Origin of the sequence: Pseudomonas sp. ES4, from assembly GCF_050586665.1 — a bacterium.
GTDB lineage: Bacteria > Pseudomonadota > Gammaproteobacteria > Pseudomonadales > Pseudomonadaceae > Aquipseudomonas > Aquipseudomonas frederiksbergensis.
Window position 1 is genome coordinate 1 of the sequence record NZ_JBOBDO010000022.1, and the last position, 24381, is coordinate 24381.

The following is a 24381-nucleotide window of genomic DNA, read 5'->3' on the forward strand; positions in this document are numbered from 1 at the left end:
AATTTCCGGTCCACTGCCAGTTCCCGCTGGCGGCGGATTTGTTGCGTCACTGCATTGTCATCTTTCTGTCATACAGGATCGCTAGGGTGTGCGAATGAATGATCTGGCCAATTCCACCATGACTACAAATCCCCCCAAGCGAATTGACTTCAATACGCCTGAGTTGCAACGCAAGCGCCGTATTCGTGCGCTCAAAGATCGCCTGACCCGCTGGTACGTCCTCGTGGGCGGCCTCGCCGTTCTCGGCGCGATCACGCTGATCTTTTTCTTCCTTGCCTACGTTGTCGCGCCGCTGTTCCAGGGTGCCGACCTGACTGCCAAGGACGCCATCACGCCCGCCTGGATGCAAGACGCCGGCAAGCCGTTGATGATTTCCCTCGAAGAACAGAACCAGGTCGCCATGCGGGTTTCCGACAAGGGCCAGGCGCTGTTCTTCGATATCGACAGTGGCGCTGAACTCAAGCGTGTCGATCTGTTGATTCCGGCCGGCACCACCGTGACCTCCATCGGCGAAGACCAACCCGGCCATCCTTTGGTGGCGGTGGGCTTGTCCAACGGCCAGGCGCTGGTGTTCCGTCACACTTATAAAGTCAGCTACCCGGACGGCAAGAAAACCATCTCGCCGGCCATCGAATACCCGTATGGCGAAACGCCGATCGTGCTGAACGAGGCGGGCGGAGCCCTTGAGCACGTCAGCCTCAACGCGACCGATTCGACGCTGATGCTGGTCGGTTCCACCGGTGCGCAGCTCAATGTTTTGTCGCTGACCAGCGAAGAAAACATGATGACCGGCGAAGTCACCAACGAGCAGAAGCGCATCGATCTGCCCCAGATGACTGAGCCGGTGAAGAACATCTTCGTCGACCCGCGTCAGCAGTGGCTGTACGTAATCAACGGTCGTGCCCAGGCCGACGTGTTCAGCCTGCGCGACAAGAGCCTCAACGGTCGCTACAAACTGCTGGATAACGGCGAAACCGAAATCACTGCCGCCACCCAACTGGTCGGTGGCATCTCGCTGATCCTCGGCGATTCCAAAGGTGGTCTGGCCCAGTGGTTCATGGCTCGCGACCCGGATGGCGAACTGCGTCTGAAGCAGATTCGTAACTTCCAGATGGGCACTGCGCCAATCGTTGAAATCTCGGCCGAAGAACGTCGCAAAGGCTTCATCGCCCTGGATGCTTCCGGCAAGCTCGGCGTGTTCCACAGCACCGCCCACCGCACCTTGCTGGTGGACCAAGTCGTCGAAGGCCAAGGCATTTTCGGCCTGTCGCCACGGGCCAACCGGGTGATCGTGGAAGCGGGCGGCAAGATTCAACCGCTGCTGCTCGACAACCCGCACCCGGAGGTTTCCTGGAGCGCGCTGTGGAGCAAAGTCTGGTACGAGAACTACGACGAGCCTAAATACGTCTGGCAATCGACCGCCGCCAACACCGACTTCGAACCCAAGCTGAGCTTGTCTCCGCTGACCTTCGGTACCTTGAAAGCCGCGTTCTACGCCATGCTGCTGGCCGCTCCACTGGCCGTCGCCGCTGCCATCTACACCGCGTACTTCATGGCCCCGGGCATGCGCCGCAAGGTCAAACCGGTGATCGAACTGATGGAAGCGATGCCGACGGTAATCCTTGGCTTCTTCGCGGGTCTGTTCCTCGCACCGTATGTGGAAGGACATTTGCCAGGCATTTTCAGCCTGCTGCTGTTGATGCCGATCGGCATCCTGGTCGCCGGTTTCACCTTCAGTCGCCTGCCTGAATCGCTGCGCCTGCGGGTGCCGGACGGTTGGGAAAGCGCGATCTTGATCCCGGTGATCCTGTTCGTGGGCTGGCTCTCGCTGTACATGAGCCCGTACATGGAAACCTGGTTCTTCGGCGGCGACATGCGCATGTGGATCTCCCACGACCTGGGCATCACCTACGACCAGCGCAACGCTCTGGTGGTCGGCCTGGCCATGGGTTTTGCGGTCATTCCAAACATCTACTCCATCGCCGAAGACGCCGTGTTCAGCGTGCCTCGCGGTTTGACCCTCGGTTCCCTGGCCCTCGGCGCCACGCCGTGGCAGACCATGACGCGCGTGGTGATCCTCACCGCCAGCCCGGGCATTTTCTCGGCGCTGATGATCGGCATGGGCCGTGCGGTCGGTGAAACCATGATCGTGCTGATGGCCACCGGTAACACCCCGGTCATGGAAATGAACCTGTTCGAAGGCCTGCGCACCCTGGCCGCCAACGTTGCGGTGGAAATGCCCGAATCGGAAGTCGGCGGCAGCCACTACCGCGTGCTGTTCCTCTCGGCGCTGGTGCTGCTGTTGTTCACCTTCGTCATGAACACCCTCGCGGAACTGATTCGTCAGCGTCTGCGCAAGAAATACTCGTCGCTTTAAGAAAGGTAGAAGTCTGTGAAACAGAACTCCCTGAAAGGATGGTTCAAGAGCGGCGCCCCTGGCGTCTGGATCAGCGGTGGCGCGGTGTCCATCGCGGTCATCATGACCATTGGCTTGCTGGCAGTGATTGCCGTGCGCGGCCTGGGCCATTTCTGGCCGGCGGACCTGGTGCACGCCAGTTACGACGTGCCGGGCCAGGCCAATCACCTCGTCATCGGCGAAGTGGTGCAGAAAGAACAAGTGCCGCGCGAGCGCCTTAAAAGCGCTGGCCTGCCGGTGCCCGATCAGGGCCCGGAGTTCATGACCCGCGAGCTGATCAAGGTCGGCAACCGTGACCTGAACGGCAACGACTTCACCTGGATCGTCGGCGAGTGGCTGACCAATCAGAAGACGCCACCCGAGTTGATGGCCATCGAGCGTCGCGAGTGGGGCAACTTCTACGGCTACCTGGTCAACGTCAAACAGGATGGCAAGGTCATCGCTGAAGGCGAAGCGGCATGGCCTGAATTGCAGGCCCGTGTCGCGCGCGTCAACCAGCTTGCCGCACAGCTCAAGAGCCTGGAGAAATCCGACATTGGCGCGATCAACGCTGGCCTCGAGCGCGTCCGTCTGCACGGTCGCAAACTGGAGCTGGCCGGGACGATGGACGCTGCCGCGCAAGCGGACATGGAGTCCGAGCGTGCCGAACTGAACGCACGTTATCAGGACATCGAAGCCCGCCTGAACGACCTGCACGCCCAGTTCAACCGCGACAGCCTGACGGCCCGCGACGCGAACGGCAAAGAGATCGAAATCGGTATCGGCAAAGTGGTTCACGCCTATCAACCGAACGCCATGAACACCTTCACCAAGATCGGCTTCTATATCAGCAAGGTCTGGGAGTTCTTGAGCGACGACCCGCGTGAAGCGAACACTGAAGGCGGGATCTTCCCGGCGATTTTCGGCACCGTGATGATGACGTTGATCATGGCGATGATCGTGACCCCGTTTGGCGTCCTGGCCGCGGTTTACCTGCGTGAATATGCCAAACAGAACACCATGACTCGCTTGATCCGCATCGCCGTGAACAACCTGGCGGGCGTTCCGGCCATCGTTTACGGCGTGTTCGGTCTGGGCTTCTTCGTCTATGTGTTGGGTGGTTCGGTCGACCGGTTGTTCTTCCCGGAAGCATTGCCGGCGCCGACCTTTGGTACGCCGGGCCTGCTCTGGGCGTCCCTGACCCTGGCGCTGCTGGCGGTACCGGTGGTGATCGTGGCCACGGAAGAAGGCCTGGCGCGGATTCCTCGCACCGTGCGCGAAGGCTCGTTGGCCCTCGGCGCAACCAAGGCTGAAACCTTGTGGAAAATCGTACTGCCGATGGCCAGCCCGGCGATGATGACCGGCATGATCCTCGCCGTGGCTCGCGCCGCCGGTGAAGTGGCGCCGCTGATGCTGGTGGGTGTGGTGAAACTGGCGCCGTCGCTGCCGGTGGATGGCAACTACCCGTACTTGCACCTGGACCAGAAGATCATGCACTTGGGCTTCCACATCTATGACGTCGGCTTCCAGAGCCCGAACGTCGAGGCCGCACGGCCGCTGGTGTACGCCACGGCGCTGCTGCTGGTGCTGGTGATCGCCACGCTCAACCTGTCGGCCGTCTACATCCGCAACCACCTGCGCGAAAAATACAAAGCGCTGGATAGCTAAGTTAATTGGTCGCCGCTGTCCCTTGTGGGAGCTGGCTTGCCTGCGATGGCATCACTGCGGTGCTACTGATAGACCGTGTCGTCTGCATCGCAGGCAAGCCAGCTCCCACAGGGATCGGCGTCAGACAGAGATTTTGAGTAAGCCGCCGGCCTGAACAAAGCCAGCGGTTCAACGAACCGTATTTGTTAGCACAGGGAGCCTCCCATGCAGCACGAAGCACATACCCACGGCATCAACATGTCGGCCCTGGGCCGCGACAAACAGAGCCTGAGCCTCGAGCAGGAAACCGTCGCCATTGAAGTGCCGGGCCTGAGCCTGTTCTACGGCGACAAACAAGCGCTGTTCGACGTCAGCATGAACATCCCGAAACAGCGCGTGACCGCCTTCATCGGCCCGTCCGGCTGCGGCAAGTCCACGCTGCTGCGCACCTTCAACCGCATGAACGACCTGGTAGATGGCTGCCGTGTCGAAGGTGCGATCAACCTGTACGGCAACAACATCTACCGCAAGGGCGAAGACGTGGCCGAGCTGCGTCGTCGCGTTGGCATGGTGTTCCAGAAGCCCAACCCGTTCCCGAAAACCATCTACGAGAACGTGGTCTACGGCCTGCGCATCCAGGGCATCAACAAAAAGCGCATCCTCGACGAAGCCGTCGAGTGGGCGTTGAAAGGCGCGGCGCTGTGGGACGAAGTCAAAGACCGTCTGCACGAGTCCGCACTTGGCCTGTCCGGTGGTCAGCAACAACGTCTGGTGATTGCCCGCACCATCGCCGTGGAGCCGGAAGTGCTGCTGCTCGACGAACCGTGCTCGGCACTCGACCCGATCTCCACGCTGAAAGTCGAAGAGCTGATCTACGAACTGAAATCGAAGTTCACCATCGTCATCGTGACCCACAACATGCAACAGGCCGCGCGGGTTTCCGATTACACGGCGTTCATGTACATGGGCAAACTGGTGGAATTCGGCGACACCGACACCCTGTTCACCAATCCGGCGAAGAAGCAGACCGAAGACTACATCACGGGTCGCTACGGCTAGGAAGCTGTTGTTGCTCACTGAACTGACGCTGCGGTCCACCGCACCTTACCGGACGCTCCAAGGACGCCAACATGATTAGTAAAGAAGGCCTTACCCATCACATCTCCGCGCAGTTCAACGCTGAGCTCGAGGAAGTGCGCAGCCACCTCCTGGCCATGGGCGGGCTGGTGGAAAAGCAGGTCAACGACGCGGTCACCGCGCTGATCGAGGCCGACTCCGGCCTGGCCCAGCAGGTTCGCGAGATCGACGACCAGATCAACCAGATGGAACGCAACATCGACGAAGAATGCCTGCGTATTCTGGCCCGTCGTCAGCCGGCGGCGTCGGACTTGCGTTTGATCATCAGCATCTCCAAGTCGGTGATCGACCTGGAGCGCATCGGTGACGAAGCGACCAAGATCGCCCGTCGCGCCATCCAGTTGTGCGAAGAAGGCGAAGCCCCACGGGGTTACGTCGAAGTTCGCCACATCGGCGACCAGGTCCGCAACATGGTTCGCGATGCACTGGACGCCTTTGCCCGCTTCGACGCCGACCTGGCGTTGTCGGTGGCCCAATACGACAAGATCATCGACCGCGAATACAAGACCGCGCTGCGTGAACTTGCCACCTACATGATGGAAGACCCGCGCTCTATCTCGCGGGTCTTGAGCATCATTTGGGTGCTGCGTTCGCTGGAGCGGATCGGCGACCACGCGCGCAATATTTCGGAACTGGTGATTTACCTGGTGCGCGGCACAGACGTGCGGCACCTGGGCCTCAAGCGCATGAAAGAAGAAGTTGAAGGCACAAGTGGCGAAACCGCTAATGTTCCGGGCAAAGCTGACGATAAGTAAGATTGCCTGAGAAAAGCGCCCGGCCTTTTGGCCGGGCGTTTTTGTTTGTGGTCGATGAATTCGAAAGCAGCACCCGCGAACGAAAAGTCCCGGCGTGACTGAAGGTTTTTGGCAATGTGCCATCAGCAAAGCGCTATGCTTGCCGGGATTTTTTAAAGGGGTGATGGATGAGTAAGGTCAGTGTGTTGGTTGTGGACGACGCGTCGTTCATTCGTGACCTGGTGAAGAAGTGCTTGCGCAACTACTTCCCGGGGATCCGGATCGAAGACGCGGTCAACGGCAAAAAGGCTCAGGCCTTGCTGGCACGGGAAGCGTTCGACCTGGTCCTGTGCGACTGGGAAATGCCGGAAATGTCCGGCCTGGAGCTGCTGACCTGGTGCCGCGAGCAGGACAACCTCAAGACCATGCCGTTCGTGATGGTGACCAGCCGGGGCGATAAAGAGAACGTCGTCCAGGCAATCCAGGCCGGGGTTTCCGGCTACGTCAGCAAGCCGTTCACCAACGAGCAACTGCTGACCAAGGTCAAGCAGGCCCTGAACAAGGTCGGCAAGCTCGACACCTTGATGAACAGTGCGCCGACCAAAATGAACTCGGCGTTCGGCAACGATTCCCTGAGCGCATTGACCGGTGGCAAGGCTGCCGTGGTCGCACCCGCCGCGGCGCCGGTCAACCCGTTCGCCAAACCTGCTGCTGCCGCGCCAGCCCCGGCGGCTGCGCCGTCTCGCGGTCTGCTCAACAGCCCGCCGATCAAGCCTCCAGCGACCTCCGCAGCGCCGACGGGCGGTCGTGGCCAGGGCCAGCTGCGCTTGCCGAACGGCATTCAGCAATGCGTGATCAAGGCCTTGAGTCTCAAGGAAGCATTGCTGGTGGTGAAACGCACCGACACCCTGCCGCAAGTGCTCGACAGCGCCGTACTCGACCTGGAGCAGGGCGATAACGCCGAAACCGCTCGTCTGAACGGCTACCTGCACGCCATCGTCGCCCACGAGCCGAAACCCGACAGCGACTGGCTGCAACTGACCTTCCGTTTCGTCGACCAGGACGCGCAGAAGCTCGACTACATCTCCCGTTTGATCGCACGTGGCACGGCGCAGAAGCATTTCGTACCGGGCGCGTAATCCCTACCGTTGATCGTTCCCACGCAGAGCGTGGGAACGATCATTTGAAACATCTGCCGACTACCCGGGTCCATTGCAGCTGCTAGGCTCCTACCCAGGACTTACTCGACAGAATCTTGCCCATGCTCGCGCGCCTGCTGTTTTTTTGCGGTCTTTTCATGGCCTCCCTCTCGGCGATGGCCATGACGATCTACAAGTCCACCGACGCCAATGGCGTGGTCTCCTACAGCGACCGCCCCACGACGGGCTCCAAGGTGTTCGTTTTTCGTGATCGCATGGTCGAGAACCTGGAGCGCCAGGTGTACGTCGTCATCACCAAGAAGAAGGGCGTGGAAAGCGTTTATGTGCGCAACGATCTGTATGCGCCAGTAGAAATCGAGTTGAGCTTCGCCGGCCTGAAGAACGTCAGCGGTGCGCCCAGCCGACCGATTCGCCGGGTGATGCCGGCACGCAGCAGTCTTCGTCTGGCGCTGCTCACGGCCACGAAGTCCGGTAAGCCGCTCGCGTACACCCCGAAATTCGAATACTCCCTGGGCGACCCCTCAGGGGCCGCCATGGCCTATCGATACCCGTTGCCCTGGCGCGGTGGACCGTTTCGGTTGAGTCAGGGCGCCAACGGTCAATACAGCCACTTCGGTCCCAAGAACCGCTACGCCATGGACATCGCCATGCCCGTAGGCACGCCGATCGTCGCGGCGCGTGGCGGTGTGGTGGTGAAAACCGAGAATGCGCAGACCGGGCGCGGCACCGATCCGTCAGGTAATTTCGTGCGGGTGCTGCACAACGACGGGACGATGGGCGTGTACCTGCACCTCAAACAAGGTTCGGTGAGCGTTCGCGAGGGGCAACGGGTGTCAGTGGGGAGTCCGCTGGCGTTGTCGGGTAATACCGGCAACAGCAGCGGGCCACACCTGCATTTCGTGGTGCAGCGCAATACAGGGTTGGGGCTGGTGTCGATTCCGTACCAGTTCAATCAACCGGTGGGCGCATTGCCCAACTTTGCGTTGGGCAAGCAGTAGAGGCCATGCAGATCTAATGTGGCGAGGGGGCTTGCCCCCGTTGGGCTGCGAAGCAGCCCCGAACCCAGCAATGGAGTTCTTGCTGACACCCCGCAAAGGCCTTGGGCCGGCTTCGCCGTCCAACGGGGGCAAGCCCCCTCGCCACAGGAAGCTCTGTGGCCGGGCACTCAATCCAGCATCAACACCTTGGCCAGAATGATCTTCGGCCCTTTCATCTTCTTGATGATGATCCGCAAGCCTTCGACTTCCAGCACTTCTTCCTCTTCCGGCACCCGTTTCAGGGTTTCGTAGACCAGCCCGGCGAGGGTTTCGGCTTCGATGTGGTCCAGATCGATGCCTAACAGGCGCTCGACCTTGAACAGCGGCGTGTCGCCACGCACCAGCAGCTTGCCCGGCTGGTACGCGAGGATCCCGCGCTCAGCCTTGCGGTGTTCGTCCTGAATGTCGCCGACCAGCACTTCCAGCACGTCTTCCATGGTCAGGTAGCCGATGATGTTGCCATCGGCTTCTTCGACCAGGGCGAAGTGCGAGCCGCCTTTGCGGAACTGTTCCAGCAACTGCGACAGCGGCATATGGCGCGAAACCCGCTCCAGCGGCCGGGTCAGTTCGGCGAGGTTGAACGATTCGGGAATGTGGTCCAGGGCTGCCAGTTCCAGCAACAGATCCTTGATGTGCAGCAGGCCGACGAACTCCTGGCGATCGCTGTCGTACACCGGATAACGGCTGAACTTGTGGCGACGGAACATCGCCAGGATTTCCTTCAGCGGCGCGTTGAATTCCAGCGTCACCAGGTCTTCCCGGGAATTGGCCCAGTCGACCACTTCCAGCTCGCCCATTTCCACCGCCGAGGCCAAAACGCGCATGCCTTGGTCGCTCGGGTCCTGGCCGCGGCTGGAGTGCAGGATCAGTTTCAGTTCTTCACGGCTGTAATGGTGCTCGTGATGAGGGCCGGGTTCGCCTTGGCCGGCGATCCGCAGGATCGTGTTGGCGCTGGCGTTGAGCAGGTAAATGGCTGGGTACATCGCCCAATAGAACAGGTACAGCGGCACGGCGGTCCACAGCGACAGCAGCTCGGGTTTGCGGATGGCCCAGGATTTTGGGGCCAGCTCACCGACCACGATGTGCAGGTACGAGATGACGAAGAACGCGGCGAAGAACGATACGCCTTTGATCACTTCGGGCGACTGCACACCGACGGCTTCAAGGATCGGTTCGAGGATGTGCGCGAACGCCGGCTCACCGACCCAGCCGAGGCCGAGGGAGGCGAGGGTGATACCCAATTGGCACGCCGACAGGTAAGCATCGAGCTGACTGTGAACGGTGCGCAGGATGTGTCCGCGCCAGCCGTTTTTTTCAGCGATGGCTTCGACCCGGGTCGAGCGCAATTTGACCATGGCGAATTCGGCGGCAACGAAAAAACCGTTGAGCAAAACCAGGATCAGAGCAAAAAGAATCATGCCGAAATCGGCGAAGAGTGTCGCAAGGGTCAAGCCAGGGGAAGGGTCCATGATGGAGTTTTGCGGGTTCCGTGTATTCGAAAGGAAAGAAAAAAGAGCGCCTGAAGGGCAGGCACAAGTCAGCCAATGTAGCGGCTGACCAAGTGATTGACTAGTGGCGCGTGCCGGCCGGTATCAGTCGGTGGTGCTGATGACCCGGGATTTGGTGACCTGGGCCGGCGCAAAATGGCAGGTAAACGTGCTGCCGTGGCCCGGTACACTGCTGATTTCCATCCGCGCGCGGTGGCGCAGCAGCACGTGTTTGACGATCGCCAGCCCGAGTCCCGTACCGCCAGTGTTGGAGTTGCGGCTGGAATCGACGCGGTAGAAGCGTTCGGTCAGACGCGGCAGGTGTTTGCTGTCGATGCCGATGCCGGAGTCCTGCACGCTCAAGTGTGCGCCTTGCTCATCGCCCCACCAGCGAATGCGGATATTGCCTTCGGCCGGGGTGTATTTCACCGCGTTGAACACCAGATTGGAAAACGCGCTGCGCAACTCGGCTTCGCTGCCCTTGAGCAGAATCGTCGGGTCGGCTTCCAGGGTGATCTTCTGATTGCGCTGGGCGGACAGTTGCTGAGCGTCGCTCTTGATCGATTGCAGCAAGCCGTCGATGGCCACCGGCTGGTTGTCCGAGGGGTAATCGGTGGCTTCCAGTTTGGCCAATAGCAGCAAGTCGTTGAGCAACGTCTGCATGCGCCCGCCTTGCTGCTGCATTTGTTGCAGGGCACGGGACCAGCGCGGGTTTACGTCCTCGACGTTGTCGAGCAGGGTTTCCAGATAACCGCAGATCACCGTCAACGGCGTGCGCAGTTCATGGGAGACGTTGGCGATGAAGTCTTTGCGCATCTGTTCCAGTTGATGGATGCGCGTCACGTCGCGCACCAGCATCAAGTGTTCGTTGTTGCCGTAGCGGGTGATGTACAGCTGAATGCGCAGGCGATCATTGATCGGTGAAGGGATTTCCAGCGGCTCGGCGTAGCTGTCCTGCTCGAAGTATTCCTTGAAGCGCGGATGACGCACGAGGTTGGTTACCGGTTGGCCGCTGTCTTGCGGGGTCTTGAGGCCGAGCAGGGTTTCGGCGGCGCGGTTCCACCATTCCAGGTTGCCGTCGCTGTCGAGCATGATCACCGCGTCTTTCAGCGCGGCAGTGGATTCCTGGACCCGATCGATCACCGCTTGCAGGCGCCCGCGCACACGCTGATCGCGGCGTTGCAGGTGATAGATGCTGTCGAACACTTCGCCCCACAGGCCATAGCCATCGGGCGGTGCTTCATCGGGTTTGTGCAGGCGCAGCCATTCGTGCAGACGCAGCAGTTGCTTGAGGGTCCAGGCCAGGTAAAGACCCAGGCCCGCGGCGAGGCTCCAGCCGTAATAGCCGGTAATCAGGCCGATCACCAGGCAACCGGTCACCAGCAAAAGCATGTGGCGGATCAGGGTGCCATGCCAGTTTTGGTTCACTTGAACGCGCGTCCTTGTCAGCTTGTCGAGCGGGATAGATCCGGATCAGGCCTTGGTGGAGAACCGGTAACCGGTGCCGCGCACGGTTTGTACCAGATTTTCGTAAGCATCACCCAGGGCTTTGCGCAGGCGGCGGATGTGCACGTCGACAGTGCGCTCTTCGACATAAACGTTGCCACCCCAGACCTGGTCCAGCAACTGGCCACGGGTGTAGGCACGTTCCTGGTGGGTCATGAAGAATTGCAGCAAGCGGTATTCGGTGGGGCCCATCTCGGCGGGTTTGCCGTCGATGGTCACGCGGTGGCTGATCGGGTCCAGCAGCAGGCCGCCAACTTCGATCGGCGTCTCGCCATCGGTTGGCCCGGCACGGCGCAGGACGGCCTTCAGGCGCGCAACCAGCTCACGTGGGGAAAAAGGTTTGGTGATGTAGTCATCGGCGCCGACCTCCAGGCCCTGGATCTTGTTGTCCTCTTCGCCCTTGGCGGTGAGCATGATGATCGGGATGTCCCCGGTCAGCTCATCGCGCTTGAGGCGTCGGGCCAGCTCGATGCCGGACGTGCCGGGCAGCATCCAGTCGAGCAGGATCAGGTCCGGCTTGCGGTCGACAATGATGGCGTGGGCCTGCTGCGAGTTCTCAGCCTCCATGCAGTCATAGCCGGCCATTTCCAACGCAACGGCGATCATTTCGCGAATGGGCGCTTCGTCGTCGACGATCAGAATGCTCCTGCCAACCATGCCTTAATCCTCTTGTCATTTAACTGTCTTGCGCCGCATTAGATAACGGAATTATTGCAGTCGTGTGACAGTATTTTAGTCGTCCGGCGATTGTCATGATCCTGAACTAAGCTCTAAGTCCGAATCCTGACAACCACAAAAGGAAGGTTTCCATGAAGCACATCGCTCAATCCTGGAAGGCGTTGCTGGTCACTGCTGCGCTAATGATGCCGACAATGGCCTTCGCCGCAGACCCGGGCATGGTTAAAGACGGCATGTTGGTCGACCACAAGGGCATGACGTTGTACACCTTCGACAACGACACTGGCGGCAAGTCGGCGTGCACCGGCAAGTGCGCAGAAAACTGGCCACCGCTCAAAGCCACCGACGCCGACAAGGGCGACGGCAAGTGGACCATTATTGAGCGTGACGATGGCACGAAGCAGTGGGCGTTCGACGGCAAGCCGCTGTACTACTTCGTTCAGGACAAAAAGCCTGGAGACATGACCGGCGACAAGAAAATGGACAAGTGGCACGTCCTCCAAGGGCCGAAGATGTAAACCTGTAGCAGCTGGCGAAGCCTGCGTCCGGCTGCGTAGCAGTCGTAAAGTCTGCTCACGCGGTATATCAGATGAACCGCGTACTCAGGATTTACGACTGCTGCGCAGCCGGACGCAGGCTGCGCCAGCTGCTACATAAAAGCGTGTCCATCAACGCAGCGCGTAATCCAGTACGATCCCGACAAAAATCGCCAACCCCGCCCAATGGTTGTGCAGAAACGCCTTGAAGCAACGCATCCGGTCCTTGCCACGGGTGTACCAGAACTCCCACGCAAAACAGCCCGCCGCCGCCAGCAATCCCAAGTGGAACCAGCCACCGAGCTCGAATTTCGACCCGGCCAGCAGCAGGCAACCCAGCGCCAGCCCCTGCAGAATCAGGATGATCACTCGATCCGCTTCGCCAAACAGAATTGCCGTGGATTTCACGCCGATCTTCAAGTCGTCGTCACGGTCAGTCATCGCGTAATAAGTGTCGTAGCCCACTGTCCACAGCAGGTTGGCGATCCACAGCAACCACGCCGCCGCCGGCAGTTCACCGGTTTCGGCGGTGAATGCCATCGGCATACCCCAGGAAAACGCGGCGCCCAGCACCACTTGCGGGTAATAGGTGTAGCGCTTCATGAACGGGTAAGTGAGGGCCAGTGCCAAACCGCCGAACGACAGCCAGACCGTTGCCGCATTGGTGCACAACACCAGCAGGAAACTCACGCCCATCAGCAGCGCGAAGAACACCAGCGCTTCTTTGGAACTGATTTTGCCGCTCACCAAGGGCCGCTGTTCAGTGCGTTTCACGTAGCCATCGACCTTGCGGTCTGCCCAATCATTGATCACGCAGCCGCCAGCGCGGGTCAGCACCACGCCCAGGACGAAAATCACGATATTGGCCAGCGACGGCGAACCTTTACCAGCAATCCACAGCGCCCACAGCGTCGGCCACAGCAGCAGGTAAATGCCGATCGGTTTGTCCATGCGGGTCAGCTGAATGAAATCCCAGGCCCGTGGATTCAAGCGATTCAGGGACTTGAGCAGGCTTTGGTACATCAGCAATTCTCCGGATGGGCGCGGGTGGCGTTCCACAAGGTCGGCAAGAAAATTTCGGCCACCAGCACGCTCAAGGCGCCGCGGTCGAAACGCGAACGGCGGCCCCACAGTTCCGGTGCCCGGGACTCCACCGGCAGCCACTCCTGAGGATAGTGACAAACCTCAATGGCGCGGCGTTGAAATGCCTGATCGCAAAACAGCAATTCGCCCAGGGATCGGCTGCCCAATTCGTCCATGTGCAGGCCGTCGCCCTGCAACGCACTGCGCGCCGCCACGCTGCGGGCAAACACCCAGGCTTCGCCGTGGCCGCGCAGATACACCTCGCGTACCCAGCCTTCGCTGCCTTCGGCCAGCTCCAGCGCGGCACATTCGTCGGCGCGCAGGGGTTGCCAGCCTTCGAAGAGTGGCGTGACGCTGAAGCCGTCATTCGACAGACGGATCAGCCGTCGGGTCAAAGAGCCTTCGTCGAACAACCAGTCGAGGGTAGACGTGTCGGGGAGGGGCGTCAGTTGGCTTCGAGGGAGCCAAAGCGGGGTCACGGCGGGGGATTTTGAGTGCGGCACAGTGAGTCATTATTGGCAGCAAATGAGGCGGCGAGCTTACCATGTCAGCCTGCGATTTTGATTGATCCGGCCGGCCATTGCGTCGAACAGGCTTGCATCTGCCGGGCCCGATCAGTACAAAACGCCCTGAGCCGGACGGCAGCGCTCCAACCATCGACCGTTCGCGCCGGCAAAAGCCTGAATCCTGAGGATGTACGTGAATGAAAAAGTGGCAATGTGTGGTCTGCGGCCTGATTTACAACGAAGCCGACGGCTGGCCGGATGACGGCATTGCGCCGGGCACCCAATGGCAGGACGTGCCGGAAGACTGGCTATGCCCGGACTGCGGCGTAGGCAAGATGGATTTCGAAATGATCGAAATCAACTAAGACTTTTAGAGGAGCAAGGAATGAACGCACCTGTCGTGATCGTCGGCACCGGGCTGGCTGGCTACAACCTGGCCCGGGAGTTTCGCAAACTCGATGGCGAAACCCCGCTGCTGCTGATTACGGCCGATGACGGACGCTCCTACTCCAAGCCGATGCTCTCCACCGGTTTCGGCAAAAACAAAGACGCTGACGGGCTGAGCATGGCCGAACCCGGTGCCATGGCGGAGCAGTTGAAGGCCGAAGTGCGCACGCACACGCGCATCAGCGGCATCGATCCTGGCCACAAGCGTCTGTGGATCGGGGAGGAAGCGGTGTTTTACCGTGACCTGATCCTCGCCTGGGGCGCGGAAACCGTGCGGGTGCCGATCGAAGGCGACGCGGCGGACGCAGTCTTCCCGATCAACGACCTGGAAGACTACGCACGCTTTCGTGCCGCGGCGGCCGGCAAACGTCGGGTGTTGCTGCTCGGTGCTGGCCTGATCGGCTGCGAATTCGCCAACGACCTGATCCTTGGCGGCTACGAGGTGCAACTGGTTGCACCGTGCGAGCAGGTCATGCCGACCCTGTTGCACCCGGCGGCGGCCGCTGCGGTCCAGGCCGGGCTGGAAAGTCTGGGCGCACGTTTCCACCTCGGGCCGGTGCTCAATCGTTTGCAGCGTGTTGAAGATGGACTGGAAGCACATCTGTCCGATGGCCAGGTGATCCCTTGCGATGTGGTGGTGTCGGCCATTGGCCTGCGCCCGCGCATCGATCTGGCGGCTGCGGCCGGTGTGCAGGTCAATCGCGGTGTGGTGGTCGATCGCCAGCTGAAAACCTCTCACGCCAATATCTATGCCTTGGGCGACTGCGCCGAGGTCGATGGGCTGAATCTGTTGTACGTCATGCCCCTCATGAGCTGTGCGAGAGCGCTGGCCCAGACCCTCGCCGGAAACCCGACGGCGGTGAGCTATGGACCGATGCCCATCACCGTCAAAACGCCGGTCTGCCCATTGGTGGTTTCACCGCCACCACGGGGTTTAGAGGGCGTCTGGACAGTCGAAGGGCAGGGCGCGGACATCAAGGTCTTGTGCCGCGATGCCAGCGGCAAACTGCTGGGTTATGCCCTGACAGGCGCGGCGGTGATGGAAAAACTGGCCCTGAACAAAGAGCTTCCGGCACTGCTGGCGTAAATACCGGTCGTTCTGTCGGAATCACCCCTCTTTTGCCCTTACAAAGGTCGCGCCGAGACTGGCGCGGCTCTTCACTGCGTGCCATCCTCACTCCCGTCTGCCGCAGAGTAGAGCATCTGCGGCGCTTTGGGCGCTGTTCCAACGAGAACAGCACGGACATAACAACAAAAAACCGTCAAAGGGGCTTCACTAATGCGTAAACCAGAACTCGCCGCTGCAATTGCTGAAAAAGCAGACCTCACCAAAGAGCAGGCCAACCGCGTTCTCAACGCCGTTCTCGAAGAAATCACCGGCGCTCTGCACCGCAAGGACAGCGTCACGCTGGTGGGCTTCGGCACCTTCCTGCAACGCCATCGCGGTGCCCGCACCGGCAAAAACCCGCAAACCGGTGAGCCCGTCAAAATCAAGGCCAGCAACACTGTTGCGTTCAAGCCAGGCAAGTCGTTGAAAGACAGCGTTAATCCGTAACACGCACCGACTTCCCGCGTAGCGGGTGAGCGGGAATAAAAAATGGGCACGCCAACCAGGTTGGGTGCCCATTTTTTTATGGGTGGCGGATTAGATGGCGCGGCTTTGTTGCTTGGCGAAAATCGCTGCTATCTCGGGTTCATCCAGATGATCCAGCATTCGCTCCACCAACAAATGCACACCGTCGGCCATTCGGCTGAGCGCCAGGGCTACGGAGCGGCGGGAACCGTCCACATCGTCGGCGAGGTTGGCGGCGATGGCGCTGATGGACAGCAAATCTTCCGAGGCATTGGCGAGAAGGGTTTCAGGGTTGATGCCCGGACTGACGCTGAAGAGCTGGCCGTTGCGTTTGGGTGGTTTGGGGTCGGCTGGCGGGAAGTGATGGTCGAGGGCGCGCTCGGCGGCTTCGTTGAGTTTGTTTGAATCGGGGCTTTCGTAGGGAGAGACCGGATCGGTGTCGGGTGGGTTGGGAGTAACCTTGAGCATGATCTTCAATTCCTTGAGTGATGCTGACAACACTTCGCCGACTAAACGAAGGGGTGGCAGCTGTACGCAGGTTAGTCGGACCGGGGAATTGAGAAGCCGGCGCACCCGAAGGTGCCCTACGCACAGCCACCATCAAATGCAGGTAGGAAATACCTGTCTGACAGAAGCTTGTGCATCTTCAATTACCAGCGAGCGACTAAACCCGATCACTGATGGGCAGTGACAGGAACCAAGTTACCGACCGCCCCCAAGGCGCACAAGCCGGCGGATTCTGGCGTAGCCGTAGGCAACGGCGCAAGGTGTTGTAGCTTGCAGGAAGTAACCTTTAAACGTTTTAAACGTCGCTATGGAGGACTGCACCCTGCTCCAAGTTAATCTTGCCCCATTGGCTTGGAAGTTGTGGTAGTAGCGGATTTTTTTCAGCGGGCCGGTGCCGTCGACGCGGGCCAGGGGTTCGTAGCCTTCGTCTTCGTAGAGGCGATGGATTCGACTGATCGGATGGCGAGGGAACATGATGAGTGCGAGCTGGAAAAATGGGCACACCGCCTGGATCAGGTGCCCATTTTTGTTGGACACAGAGATGAACTTCTAACGAAGTCCCTCTACCAGTACCTTGTCTTTCTCGCCGCCCCAAGGATCGTCCAGCAGGTACCTGGCTGGAGTTTTGCTGTCTGATGGGACTAGAGTGATTTTGTAAAAGATTTCTTCACCCTCACAAACCTCGAAATACAACGCATAGTCGCGTTTCTCTAGATCAAGCTCGACCTTGAATCTTTCAGCAGCGGATGCAATTTCCACATGACCGGGATCCGTGACATGAAATGGCACGACGATGCAGCGCTGGGTGGAGGGGTCGAGGTTGAAACTGTCTTCCAGTTTCAGGTGCACGTTTGCCCCGAAAGCATCTTCGGGTAGAGGGTCAAACACAACATAGTCGCTATGGAGGACCGCACCCTGCTCCAAGTTAACTTTGCCCCATTGGCTTGAGGTTTCGTCAAAGGGCCGTGAGCGGAATTGAATTTGGCTGTGGGATATCAGTAGATCCACAGATTGAGCATTATTTTTCATCAGTAAACCTCGATTTTAACTCTGGTCCCGTTGGGGAGGTCGGATAGGGCGTTGCCGATACTCGAGCCCGCACCCCGATTATCGCCAGGATCGATGTATTTGACGCTGGCGCCGTTACCACCTTCCTTGAACATTGCCATCGGCCATTCGTCCCGATCCTTGCCTGTTTTGGTCTTGATGTCTTTCAAGCTGAGTTTGCGATTGAGCTTAGCGGTGTCACGTTGAATGGTCACAATGTAGGGGTGACCTTTCTTGATTGCACCGTCGATATGACCGAACGTCTGCGGATACTCTGAGCGTTTCAATCGCAGTTTGTAGTCGTACTGTTTCGACCGTGCCTTGGTCAGCGTACAACCGGCAAGGCCTAGAGGGTCCAACCAAGTGAATGGATTCAGAACGAATGCGTAAAGATTGAATCCTCCCGCCAACCCAATCGGATCCGGCGTCGTAAACCGCCCCACATCCGGATCATAAAACCTGAACGTATTGAAATGCAGCCCCGTTTCCCGGTCCAGGTACTGCCCCTGGAACCGCAGGTTCTGCTCTTCAATGTAATACGGCTCGCGCACCTCTTCTAACGTGTTGCCCCACACCCGATAAGTCGCCTGCCAGACGTTGTGGCCGTCCGCTTCGGTGAGCTGTTCCGGCAGGCCGTTGAGGTTGTTGTGGTAGTAGCGGATTTTTTGCAGCGGGCCGGTGCCGTCGACGCGGGCCAGGGGTTCGTAGCCTTCGTCTTCGTAGAGGTAAAGGCTGGTCTGTTGATGGCGATGTTCCTGCAACAAGCGAAGGCCGTCCCAGGTGAAGCGGGTTTCTCCCAGTGGATAACCGTTGGGGTCGTGCTCGGTTTTTTCGATGCGCCGGCCCAGCGGGTCGTAGGTCATCCTGACCATGCTGCCGTTGTCATTGCGCACTTCGATCAATCGGCTTTCGGCGTCGTAACCGAAGCGCTGCACGCCCCGTTTAGCGCTGCGTTTTTCGATCATCCGGCCAAACGCGTCGTAGCGGTAACGTTTGTCCTGATAGGTCAGCAGTTTGTTGTGCACCACCAGCCCGGCGCCGGGTTGCGGGCTGTCCAGCAGGTTGGCGGCGGCGTCGTAGGCGAAGGTTTCGCGCTGGCCGTGCAGGCTGTCCTGGCTGGCGATGATGCGTCCGGTGGCGTCGTAGTGCAGCAGTTGGCGATGTTGCGCGGCGGGTTGCTGGTCGAGTTTGCCGATCAGGTTGTCGGCGGGGTCGTACTCGAAATGTTTCTGCACGGCGGCCGGCATCAGCGAGGGTTGGCTGCTGTGTCGGCGTTGGCGTGAGCGTAAACGGCCGCTGCGGTCGTATTCGCTGCGGGTGCTGATCTGGCCTTGGGTGCGCAGCACTTCGCGGTGCAGGCGGTCGCGTTCGAAGTCGCTGATAACCTGGCCGTCGAGGTTGATCTGGTGCAGGTGGCCGCTGCCGTAATACAGGCGGTTGATCCAGCGGCTGTCGGGCAGTTGGGTCTGGATCAGGTTGCCGAGTTCGTCGTAGTGGTGTTGCAGGCTGCCAGCCGCGCTTTGTTCGGCGAGCAACTGGCCGAGGGCGTCATAGGCGAAGCTCAGGGTTTGTGCGTTGCCGTGGTGGTCGGTGAAGGTGACAGCGGTGAGCTGGTCCAATGGGTCGTAGGTGTAGTCGGTACGGCCATCGTCGGTGATTTTGGCGATCAGCCGGCCGACAGCGTCGCGTTCCAGTCGATGAACGATGGGGGCCAGAGGCGTCTGGGGGACGATGGCCAAGCCGTTGCCGTAAGGCGCCGGAACAGCCGTTACCGCCGCGACGTTATCCAGCGGGTCATAGGCGTAGCGCTTGGCGCTGCCGTCGAGGTCTTGTTGTTCGGTCAGTCGATCCGCGGCGTCCCAGGTAAACCGATAACTTTCGCCGTTCTCGTTGATCAGCGCTTGCAGCCGCCCGTAGCTGTCATACCCGAACTGCACCTGCCTGCCATGGGCGTCGGTGCGCTGGCGCACCTGGCCGCGACGGTTGTGTTGGTAGAGCGTGGTGTGCCCGGCCGGATCGGTGTAGCCGATCAACTGGCCGCTGACGTCGCGCTGATACTGCTCGGTGCGGCCGTCCGGCAATTGGCTGCTGAGCAGGCGCCCCTGGGCGTCGTAGCTGAATTGGGTGCGTTCGCCGAGGGCGTCGGTGATGACTTGCAGATAGCCCCGGTGGTCGTAGCTGAACCGTGTCGGATAACCCGAGCAATCGATGTGCTCCGCCAGTTGGCCGAACGGGTTCCAGCGCAGTTTTTTGCTTTTGCCGGTGGCGTCGATGATCTCGACGACCTGGCCGTGGGTGTCGTAGCGGTAGCGGGTGATGTGGCCCAGCGGATCGGTTTCGGCGATGCAGTTGCCGCGCTGATCGTAGCGGTACTGCCAGCTGTTGCCGGCGGCGTCGGTGTTCACCAGCGGCAAGGCCCAGTGCTCGAGCCAGAGGGTCGAATCGCTGCGGCCCAGCGGGTCGGTTTCGCCGATCAGGTTGCCGGCATCGTCGTAGCTGTATTCATAGCGACCGCCCTGTGGGTCGATGGCGCTGAGCAGTTGGCGCTCGTCGTTCCACTCGAACTGCCAGGTGTGGCCGAGGTTGTCGGTGTATTGGGTGATCTGGTGCTGGGTGTTCCAGCGCCGTGTACTGACGCGCTGCAAGCCGTCGGTGATGCGCGTGACACCGGCGCCGAGGTCGTAGTCGAACTGGTAAGCGTCGCCCTCGTCGGTCCAGTGCCGGACCACGCGCCATTCAAGGTCTTCAATCAGCGCCCATTCATAGAAACAACGCAGCCCCGTGGGCAACTGGTGCTCGACCATCCGTTGTCCGGCGTCGTAACTGAAGCGCCGTTGTACCAGGCCGGTGGCGTCGCGCACTTCGGCCAGGTTGGCTGACTGATCGTAGCCATAACTCACCAACACTTCGCGGTGTTGGTCAGGGTAGACCCGTTCCACCTGACTGACCCGGGTCTGAAGGTAGGTCAATTCCACCTGAACCAAGTCAAAGGTGTCGTGCAGTTTTACAAGGCGTCCGGCGGCGTCATAGTCGAGGTAGATGCGGTTGTCATTGCGATCACCCAATTGATCAAGGCGCAGCAACGCGGTATTGCCCGGCGTTGGATTGAACAACCGATACACACCGTCATCGCTTTCAATCAACAACTGCCCATTAACATGGCGTCGAACACCCAGCCCTTCGCCGGCACTGAACACCGCACCGCCCAAGGGAATCGATCCCATGTCGATGCGCCGGCCCTGCTCATCGGTGTAGACCAGCGTTTCGCCGCCCTCCGGGTGCGGCAGGATTTCAACCCGCACCTCATAGGACACACTCCAACCCGCGCCAAACAACCCATCGCGCCGCTCGTCGCGGCTGTTGTAGAAGCGCTGCCAATCCATCGGCAAAATGCCCGGCAACACGAAATCCAGCTCTTCATCGCCCCCCAGCACCTTGGCCCCGGTCGCCGCGTGCACCGGGTTCGACGAGCCCATGGCAGCGTTGGCCATCGCACCCATCGCGCTGCTGACGGCCATCGACGTCGCGCCACCGATCAGCATGCACGGCAATTTGCTGAAGAACTTGCCTTTGCCGCCCTTGAGCATCAGCAGCGCCGTGACCGCCAGCCCCACGCCCGGGGTCTTGCCGCTGCGGATCTCGCGTACCACCACCGAACCGCCGCCAATGGTCACGTTGGAAGAGATCAGCCCGGACGATACGACCTTGGCATCGCAGGTGCTGCGGTCGCCGCTGCGCACGGCGGGCTGGCCGTTGATGGTGACCTTGTCCGAGCCCTCGGCCAGAAACTGCGGCGGCATCGGCGGATGCTTCATGCAGACGAGCAGGTCCAGCGGCTTGGGCACCGCGCCGGGTGCTGGGGTGGCGACGGTGGGGCGCCACATCTGGGAGAAGAAGCTCTCGGCCATGTCGAGGTAACTGGCTTCGGCTTCCGGCTCGGGCATTTCCAGTTCGGTGCCGGCCGGCGCGACATGGGACGGGATCGCCCCGGCGGCCCGAGCGGCGGGAATGTTGTTGGTGAGGGTGTTGGTGGAGCCGGTGAGAATGTTCGCCTGCACCGTGGGCGGAAACAGCGAATTACTGAAGCTCTCGCACAAATTGCTCAGGCCCTTGTCGGCCCCGGTCTTGCTCATGGCAAGGCCGACGATCGTGCCCACCACCAGGCCAAGCACGACGCAACCCAGCCCCCCGGTGACGACCGTGATGCCCGTGGCCGCCACCACGGCAGCGGTAGCCAGTGCGGTGATCGCGATGTTGGCCGCTACCTCCAGCACGCCGCCGAGGATGTCGGCCATCATCGAGGTGTGGTCGAGCGCATCGCCCAGCCGGGCGGCCCAGAGTGCATCAGACATGCAGGGTGCTCATCAGGCCGGAACGTCGAACAACAGCGAACTCTTGATGGTCGCCCAATGCGCGGCTTCGGCATCGCCGAGTTTTTCGGCCTTCACGTAGCTCAGGGCGAGCATTTTGCGGGTGCCGGGCAACAGCAGTGCCAACTGGTATTGGAAGACTTTGTCGTTGCCCTTGTTGAACTGGCTGCGCAACTCGATGCCTTCGACTTCCTGGCTGGCACCCAGGCGCACGGCGACGCCCGGTTGGAAACGCAAGTCTTGCACTTGTTTTTCCAGACGCTTGAGCTGGTCGTCGAAGTTGCTTTGCAGGGTTTCACCCTCGGCCAGCAAGCTGCGGCTGACAATCAGCGAAGTACCCAGTTCAGGGAACTTGAGGATGTTGATCGAGGCGTCTTGCAGTTCGCCTGCCGGCAGTTGGAACTGGAATTCATTGATTCGGTAAGTCATGGAACACAGATCTCGTGATTAGCCCTTGGGCTTGGGAAACGCGGCGTTGATGTTGGCGTCGATGCTGGCCTTGACGCCCTGGCCATCAGGCGTGGCGCCAGCTCCGCCGCCGTTGTTCAGGTGCAGCACGCCGCCGGTGTTGAACTCGGCATCACCGCTGGCATAGAAGCTGATTTGCACGCCGGTCAGGTTGATCTGGCCGCTGGCATTGAGCTCCAGGATGCTTTCACCACAGACCAGCCGCAGGTTCTCGCCCACTTCAATGACGTAGCTCTGGCTGATGCTGTCGGTCTTGCGCTGGCCCACCGAAAGAATGTCTTCCTGTTTGACGATCCGCAGGCGGTTGTTGCCGATGGTCACCGTCTCGTTATGCCCGACGCTCTTGTTGCGGTCGTGGCCGACCGAGTGGCTTTCATCCACCTCGACCACGATGTCCTGATTGCGCTCGGCGTGGATGTACAGCTGCTCGGCGCCTTTCTTGTCTTCCATGCGGATTTCGTTGAAGTTCGCCGGTGTGCCGCCCTTGCTCGAACGGCTTTTCATGCCGCTCTGGGTGGCGTTTTCCGGCAAGTCGTAGGGCACGGTTTGTTCGGCGTTGTAGACGCGGCCGGTGATGATCGGCCGGTCCGGGTCGCCTTCGAGGAAGCTGACGATCACTTCCTGGCCGATCCGCGGGATCTGCATCGAACCCCAGTTTTTACCGGCCCAGGATTGCGACACGCGAATCCAGCACGAACTGTTTTCGTTGGACTGGTCGTGGCGGTCCCAATAGAAATGCACCTTCACCCGGCCGAACTGGTCGGTCCAGATTTCCTCGCCCTTGGGGCCGACCACCAATGCGGTCTGCGGACCTTTGACGATAGGGCGGTGGGTGTTGGGCAGGGGGCGGTAGCTTTGTTGCGCATCGATGCAGGTCAGGCTGCTTTCGAACTGTGCCGAAGCAGCCGCGCCGCCGGTTTCCCCGCTTTCCTGGGCGACGTAGTAACGGGCGCCGACGATCAGGTATTCGCGGTTCTGGTCCTGGCGGCTGAAGCCCGTGAGGCCGAACAAATGACCCGACCCCAAACCCCGGGCGTTGCCGGCGAACTCCACCTGTTCGTGCAAGGTCTGCAAGGCTTCGATGCGGGTGCGGGCGTAATGTTCGCCGTCTGCGCTTTGCACATAAGTGCCGGGGTAGTCGTACAGCGGATAGTCGCCGGCGGTGTGTGGACGGGGCATGGTCGAGCGCACGTCAATTCGCGCGCTGGGGCGCTGGAAGTCATAGTCGTTGAGTTCCAGCGAACCTGGCTGGACTTCCTGGGCCAGGTGCCAATCGTGGATGTGATCGCGTTCGCGCTGCTGTTCATTCTTGGGGTAGTAGGGCACTGAGGCATAGCCGGGCGCACTGGTATGGGCGCCATAAGCATCGGCCAGTACCAGCACATGACGACCCTGTTCATGGCGGAAGAAGTAGTAGATCCCTTCCTGTTCCATCAGGCGGCTGACGAAATCGAAGCTGGTTTCGCGATACTGCACGCAGTATTCCCACTCGCGATAAGGCCGGCTCAGGGCATCTTCGAAATCGGAAAAACCCAGGTCGCGAAACACCTGCTTGATGATCTGCGGGATGGTCAGGTTCTGGAAAATCCGGCAATCGGAGGTGCGGGTCAGCAGCCAAAGCCAAGGCCGCAGCGTGGCTTGATAGCTGGCGAACTGGCCCTGGTCGACGTTCTGGCTGCAGCGGGCAACGATGCCATGGAAATGACGTTCGCCACCGCCCTCCAGTTGCAGGCTCAGGCACATGGGTTTGCCCAGCAACTGGTTGAGGTCGATGGCGTTGTCCAGCGAGTGCAGTTGCAGCTCATAGTTGAACAGCCGCCCCAGCTCTTCGCCGCCGCCCATGTCCTTGAGCAACAGCGCATCCGGCCCCAGGGGGCTGGTGATTTTTGCCAGGCGTGAGAGTTGCTTGAATAGCATCGAGTGTCCCGTGCAAGTTGTAATAGCTGAAGGAACCCAATCCACTGTGGGAGCGAGCCTGCTCGCGATAGCGGTGTGTCAGTCAACATCGATGTTGAATGTAATTGCGCTATCGCGAGCAGCTCGCTCCCACAGGGGGATCTGTG

21 protein-coding genes are annotated in these 24381 nt (G+C 60.3%); 10 read left to right on the top strand and 11 right to left on the bottom strand.

Annotated features, from left to right (window positions below):
• Nucleotides 1-94: 94 nt before the first annotated feature.
• From ACQ4OB_RS21550 to ACQ4OB_RS21575, 6 genes are all read left to right on the top strand, one after another.
• The gene (locus ACQ4OB_RS21550; protein ID WP_430956404.1) at nt 95-2377 is read left to right on the top strand and encodes an ABC transporter permease subunit; all 2283 of its coding nucleotides are present in this window, start codon (nt 95-97) and stop codon (nt 2375-2377) included.
• 15 nt (nt 2378-2392) lie between these two features.
• Nucleotides 2393-4063, top strand: a complete 1671-nt coding sequence (gene pstA, locus ACQ4OB_RS21555; protein WP_102614524.1) for a phosphate ABC transporter permease PstA — start codon at nt 2393-2395, stop codon at nt 4061-4063.
• Nucleotides 4064-4267: 204 nt separating this feature from the next.
• A complete protein-coding gene (gene pstB, locus ACQ4OB_RS21560; protein ID WP_007896484.1) occupies nt 4268-5101 on the top strand; it encodes a phosphate ABC transporter ATP-binding protein PstB in 834 nt (277 codons plus the stop codon).
• Between the two features lie 71 nt (nt 5102-5172).
• Complete coding sequence (phoU, locus tag ACQ4OB_RS21565) at nt 5173-5934, top strand: phosphate signaling complex protein PhoU (RefSeq protein WP_008150055.1); 762 nt, start codon at nt 5173-5175, stop codon at nt 5932-5934.
• Nucleotides 5935-6101: 167 nt separating this feature from the next.
• Nucleotides 6102-7052 (top strand): response regulator, encoded by a 951-nt coding sequence (locus tag ACQ4OB_RS21570; RefSeq protein WP_074872088.1) that lies wholly within the window; start codon nt 6102-6104, stop codon nt 7050-7052.
• Between the two features lie 122 nt (nt 7053-7174).
• Nucleotides 7175-8071 (top strand): peptidoglycan DD-metalloendopeptidase family protein, encoded by an 897-nt coding sequence (locus ACQ4OB_RS21575; RefSeq protein WP_074872086.1) that lies wholly within the window; start codon nt 7175-7177, stop codon nt 8069-8071.
• Between the two features lie 167 nt (nt 8072-8238).
• Here ACQ4OB_RS21575 and ACQ4OB_RS21580 read toward each other — a convergent pair whose 3' ends face one another.
• The 3 genes from ACQ4OB_RS21580 to phoB all read right to left on the bottom strand — a co-directional run bounded on the left by ACQ4OB_RS21580 (nt 8239) and on the right by phoB (nt 11760).
• Nucleotides 8239-9579 carry a hemolysin family protein gene (locus ACQ4OB_RS21580; RefSeq protein WP_074872085.1) on the bottom strand — a complete coding sequence of 447 codons (1341 nt, stop codon included), beginning with the start codon at nt 9577-9579 and terminating at the stop codon, nt 8239-8241.
• Between the two features lie 123 nt (nt 9580-9702).
• Entirely contained in the window at nt 9703-10989 is a 1287-nt protein-coding gene (phoR, locus tag ACQ4OB_RS21585) for a phosphate regulon sensor histidine kinase PhoR (protein WP_232252249.1), read from the bottom strand.
• An 81-nt stretch (nt 10990-11070) separates the two neighbouring features.
• Entirely contained in the window at nt 11071-11760 is a 690-nt protein-coding gene (phoB, locus tag ACQ4OB_RS21590) for a phosphate regulon transcriptional regulator PhoB (RefSeq protein ID WP_046045002.1), read from the bottom strand.
• A gap of 152 nt (nt 11761-11912) precedes the next feature.
• On the opposite strand from phoB, the gene ACQ4OB_RS21595 reads away from it, so the two are divergent.
• Nucleotides 11913-12299, top strand: coding sequence for a COG4315 family predicted lipoprotein (locus tag ACQ4OB_RS21595; protein ID WP_074872081.1), 387 nt, complete (start codon nt 11913-11915; stop codon nt 12297-12299).
• 150 nt (nt 12300-12449) lie between these two features.
• Here ACQ4OB_RS21595 and ubiA read toward each other — a convergent pair whose 3' ends face one another.
• Nucleotides 12450-13340: a 4-hydroxybenzoate octaprenyltransferase gene (ubiA, locus tag ACQ4OB_RS21600; RefSeq protein WP_074872079.1), complete on the bottom strand. Its 891-nt coding sequence runs from the start codon at nt 13338-13340 to the stop codon at nt 12450-12452.
• On the bottom strand, nt 13340-13903 hold the full coding sequence (locus ACQ4OB_RS21605; RefSeq protein ID WP_076029256.1) for a chorismate--pyruvate lyase family protein: 564 nt from the start codon (nt 13901-13903) through the stop codon (nt 13340-13342). Before ACQ4OB_RS21605 ends, ubiA begins: the two co-directional genes overlap by 1 nt.
• A 200-nt stretch (nt 13904-14103) precedes the next feature.
• Between ACQ4OB_RS21605 and ACQ4OB_RS21610 the strand changes: the two genes are divergently transcribed.
• From ACQ4OB_RS21610 to ACQ4OB_RS21620, 3 genes are all read left to right on the top strand, one after another.
• Entirely contained in the window at nt 14104-14271 is a 168-nt protein-coding gene (locus ACQ4OB_RS21610) for a rubredoxin (protein ID WP_074872076.1), read from the top strand.
• A 20-nt stretch (nt 14272-14291) separates the two neighbouring features.
• Nucleotides 14292-15440, top strand: a complete 1149-nt coding sequence (locus ACQ4OB_RS21615; protein ID WP_074872074.1) for an NAD(P)/FAD-dependent oxidoreductase — start codon at nt 14292-14294, stop codon at nt 15438-15440.
• Nucleotides 15441-15632: 192 nt separating this feature from the next.
• Nucleotides 15633-15908, top strand: a complete 276-nt coding sequence (locus ACQ4OB_RS21620; protein ID WP_003213368.1) for an HU family DNA-binding protein — start codon at nt 15633-15635, stop codon at nt 15906-15908.
• A gap of 90 nt (nt 15909-15998) precedes the next feature.
• On the opposite strand, the gene ACQ4OB_RS21625 is transcribed toward ACQ4OB_RS21620, so the two are convergent.
• The 6 genes from ACQ4OB_RS21625 to tssI form a co-directional block, all read right to left on the bottom strand.
• Complete coding sequence (locus ACQ4OB_RS21625) at nt 15999-16394, bottom strand: DUF6124 family protein (RefSeq protein WP_430956405.1); 396 nt, start codon at nt 16392-16394, stop codon at nt 15999-16001.
• Nucleotides 16395-16628: 234 nt separating this feature from the next.
• Nucleotides 16629-16970 carry a hypothetical protein gene (locus ACQ4OB_RS21630; RefSeq protein ID WP_430956440.1) on the bottom strand — a complete coding sequence of 114 codons (342 nt, stop codon included), beginning with the start codon at nt 16968-16970 and terminating at the stop codon, nt 16629-16631.
• 12 nt (nt 16971-16982) lie between these two features.
• Nucleotides 16983-17462 carry a competence protein ComJ gene (gene comJ / locus ACQ4OB_RS21635; RefSeq protein WP_430956406.1) on the bottom strand — a complete coding sequence of 160 codons (480 nt, stop codon included), beginning with the start codon at nt 17460-17462 and terminating at the stop codon, nt 16983-16985.
• On the bottom strand, nt 17462-21832 hold the full coding sequence (locus ACQ4OB_RS21640) for an RHS repeat-associated core domain-containing protein (RefSeq protein WP_430956407.1): 4371 nt from the start codon (nt 21830-21832) through the stop codon (nt 17462-17464). Before ACQ4OB_RS21640 ends, comJ begins: the two co-directional genes overlap by 1 nt.
• A 12-nt stretch (nt 21833-21844) precedes the next feature.
• On the bottom strand, nt 21845-22279 hold the full coding sequence (locus ACQ4OB_RS21645; RefSeq protein WP_430956408.1) for a DcrB-related protein: 435 nt from the start codon (nt 22277-22279) through the stop codon (nt 21845-21847).
• A gap of 18 nt (nt 22280-22297) precedes the next feature.
• The gene (gene tssI / locus ACQ4OB_RS21650) at nt 22298-24235 is read right to left on the bottom strand and encodes a type VI secretion system tip protein TssI/VgrG (RefSeq protein WP_430956409.1); all 1938 of its coding nucleotides are present in this window, start codon (nt 24233-24235) and stop codon (nt 22298-22300) included.
• Nucleotides 24236-24381: the final 146 nt, after the last annotated feature.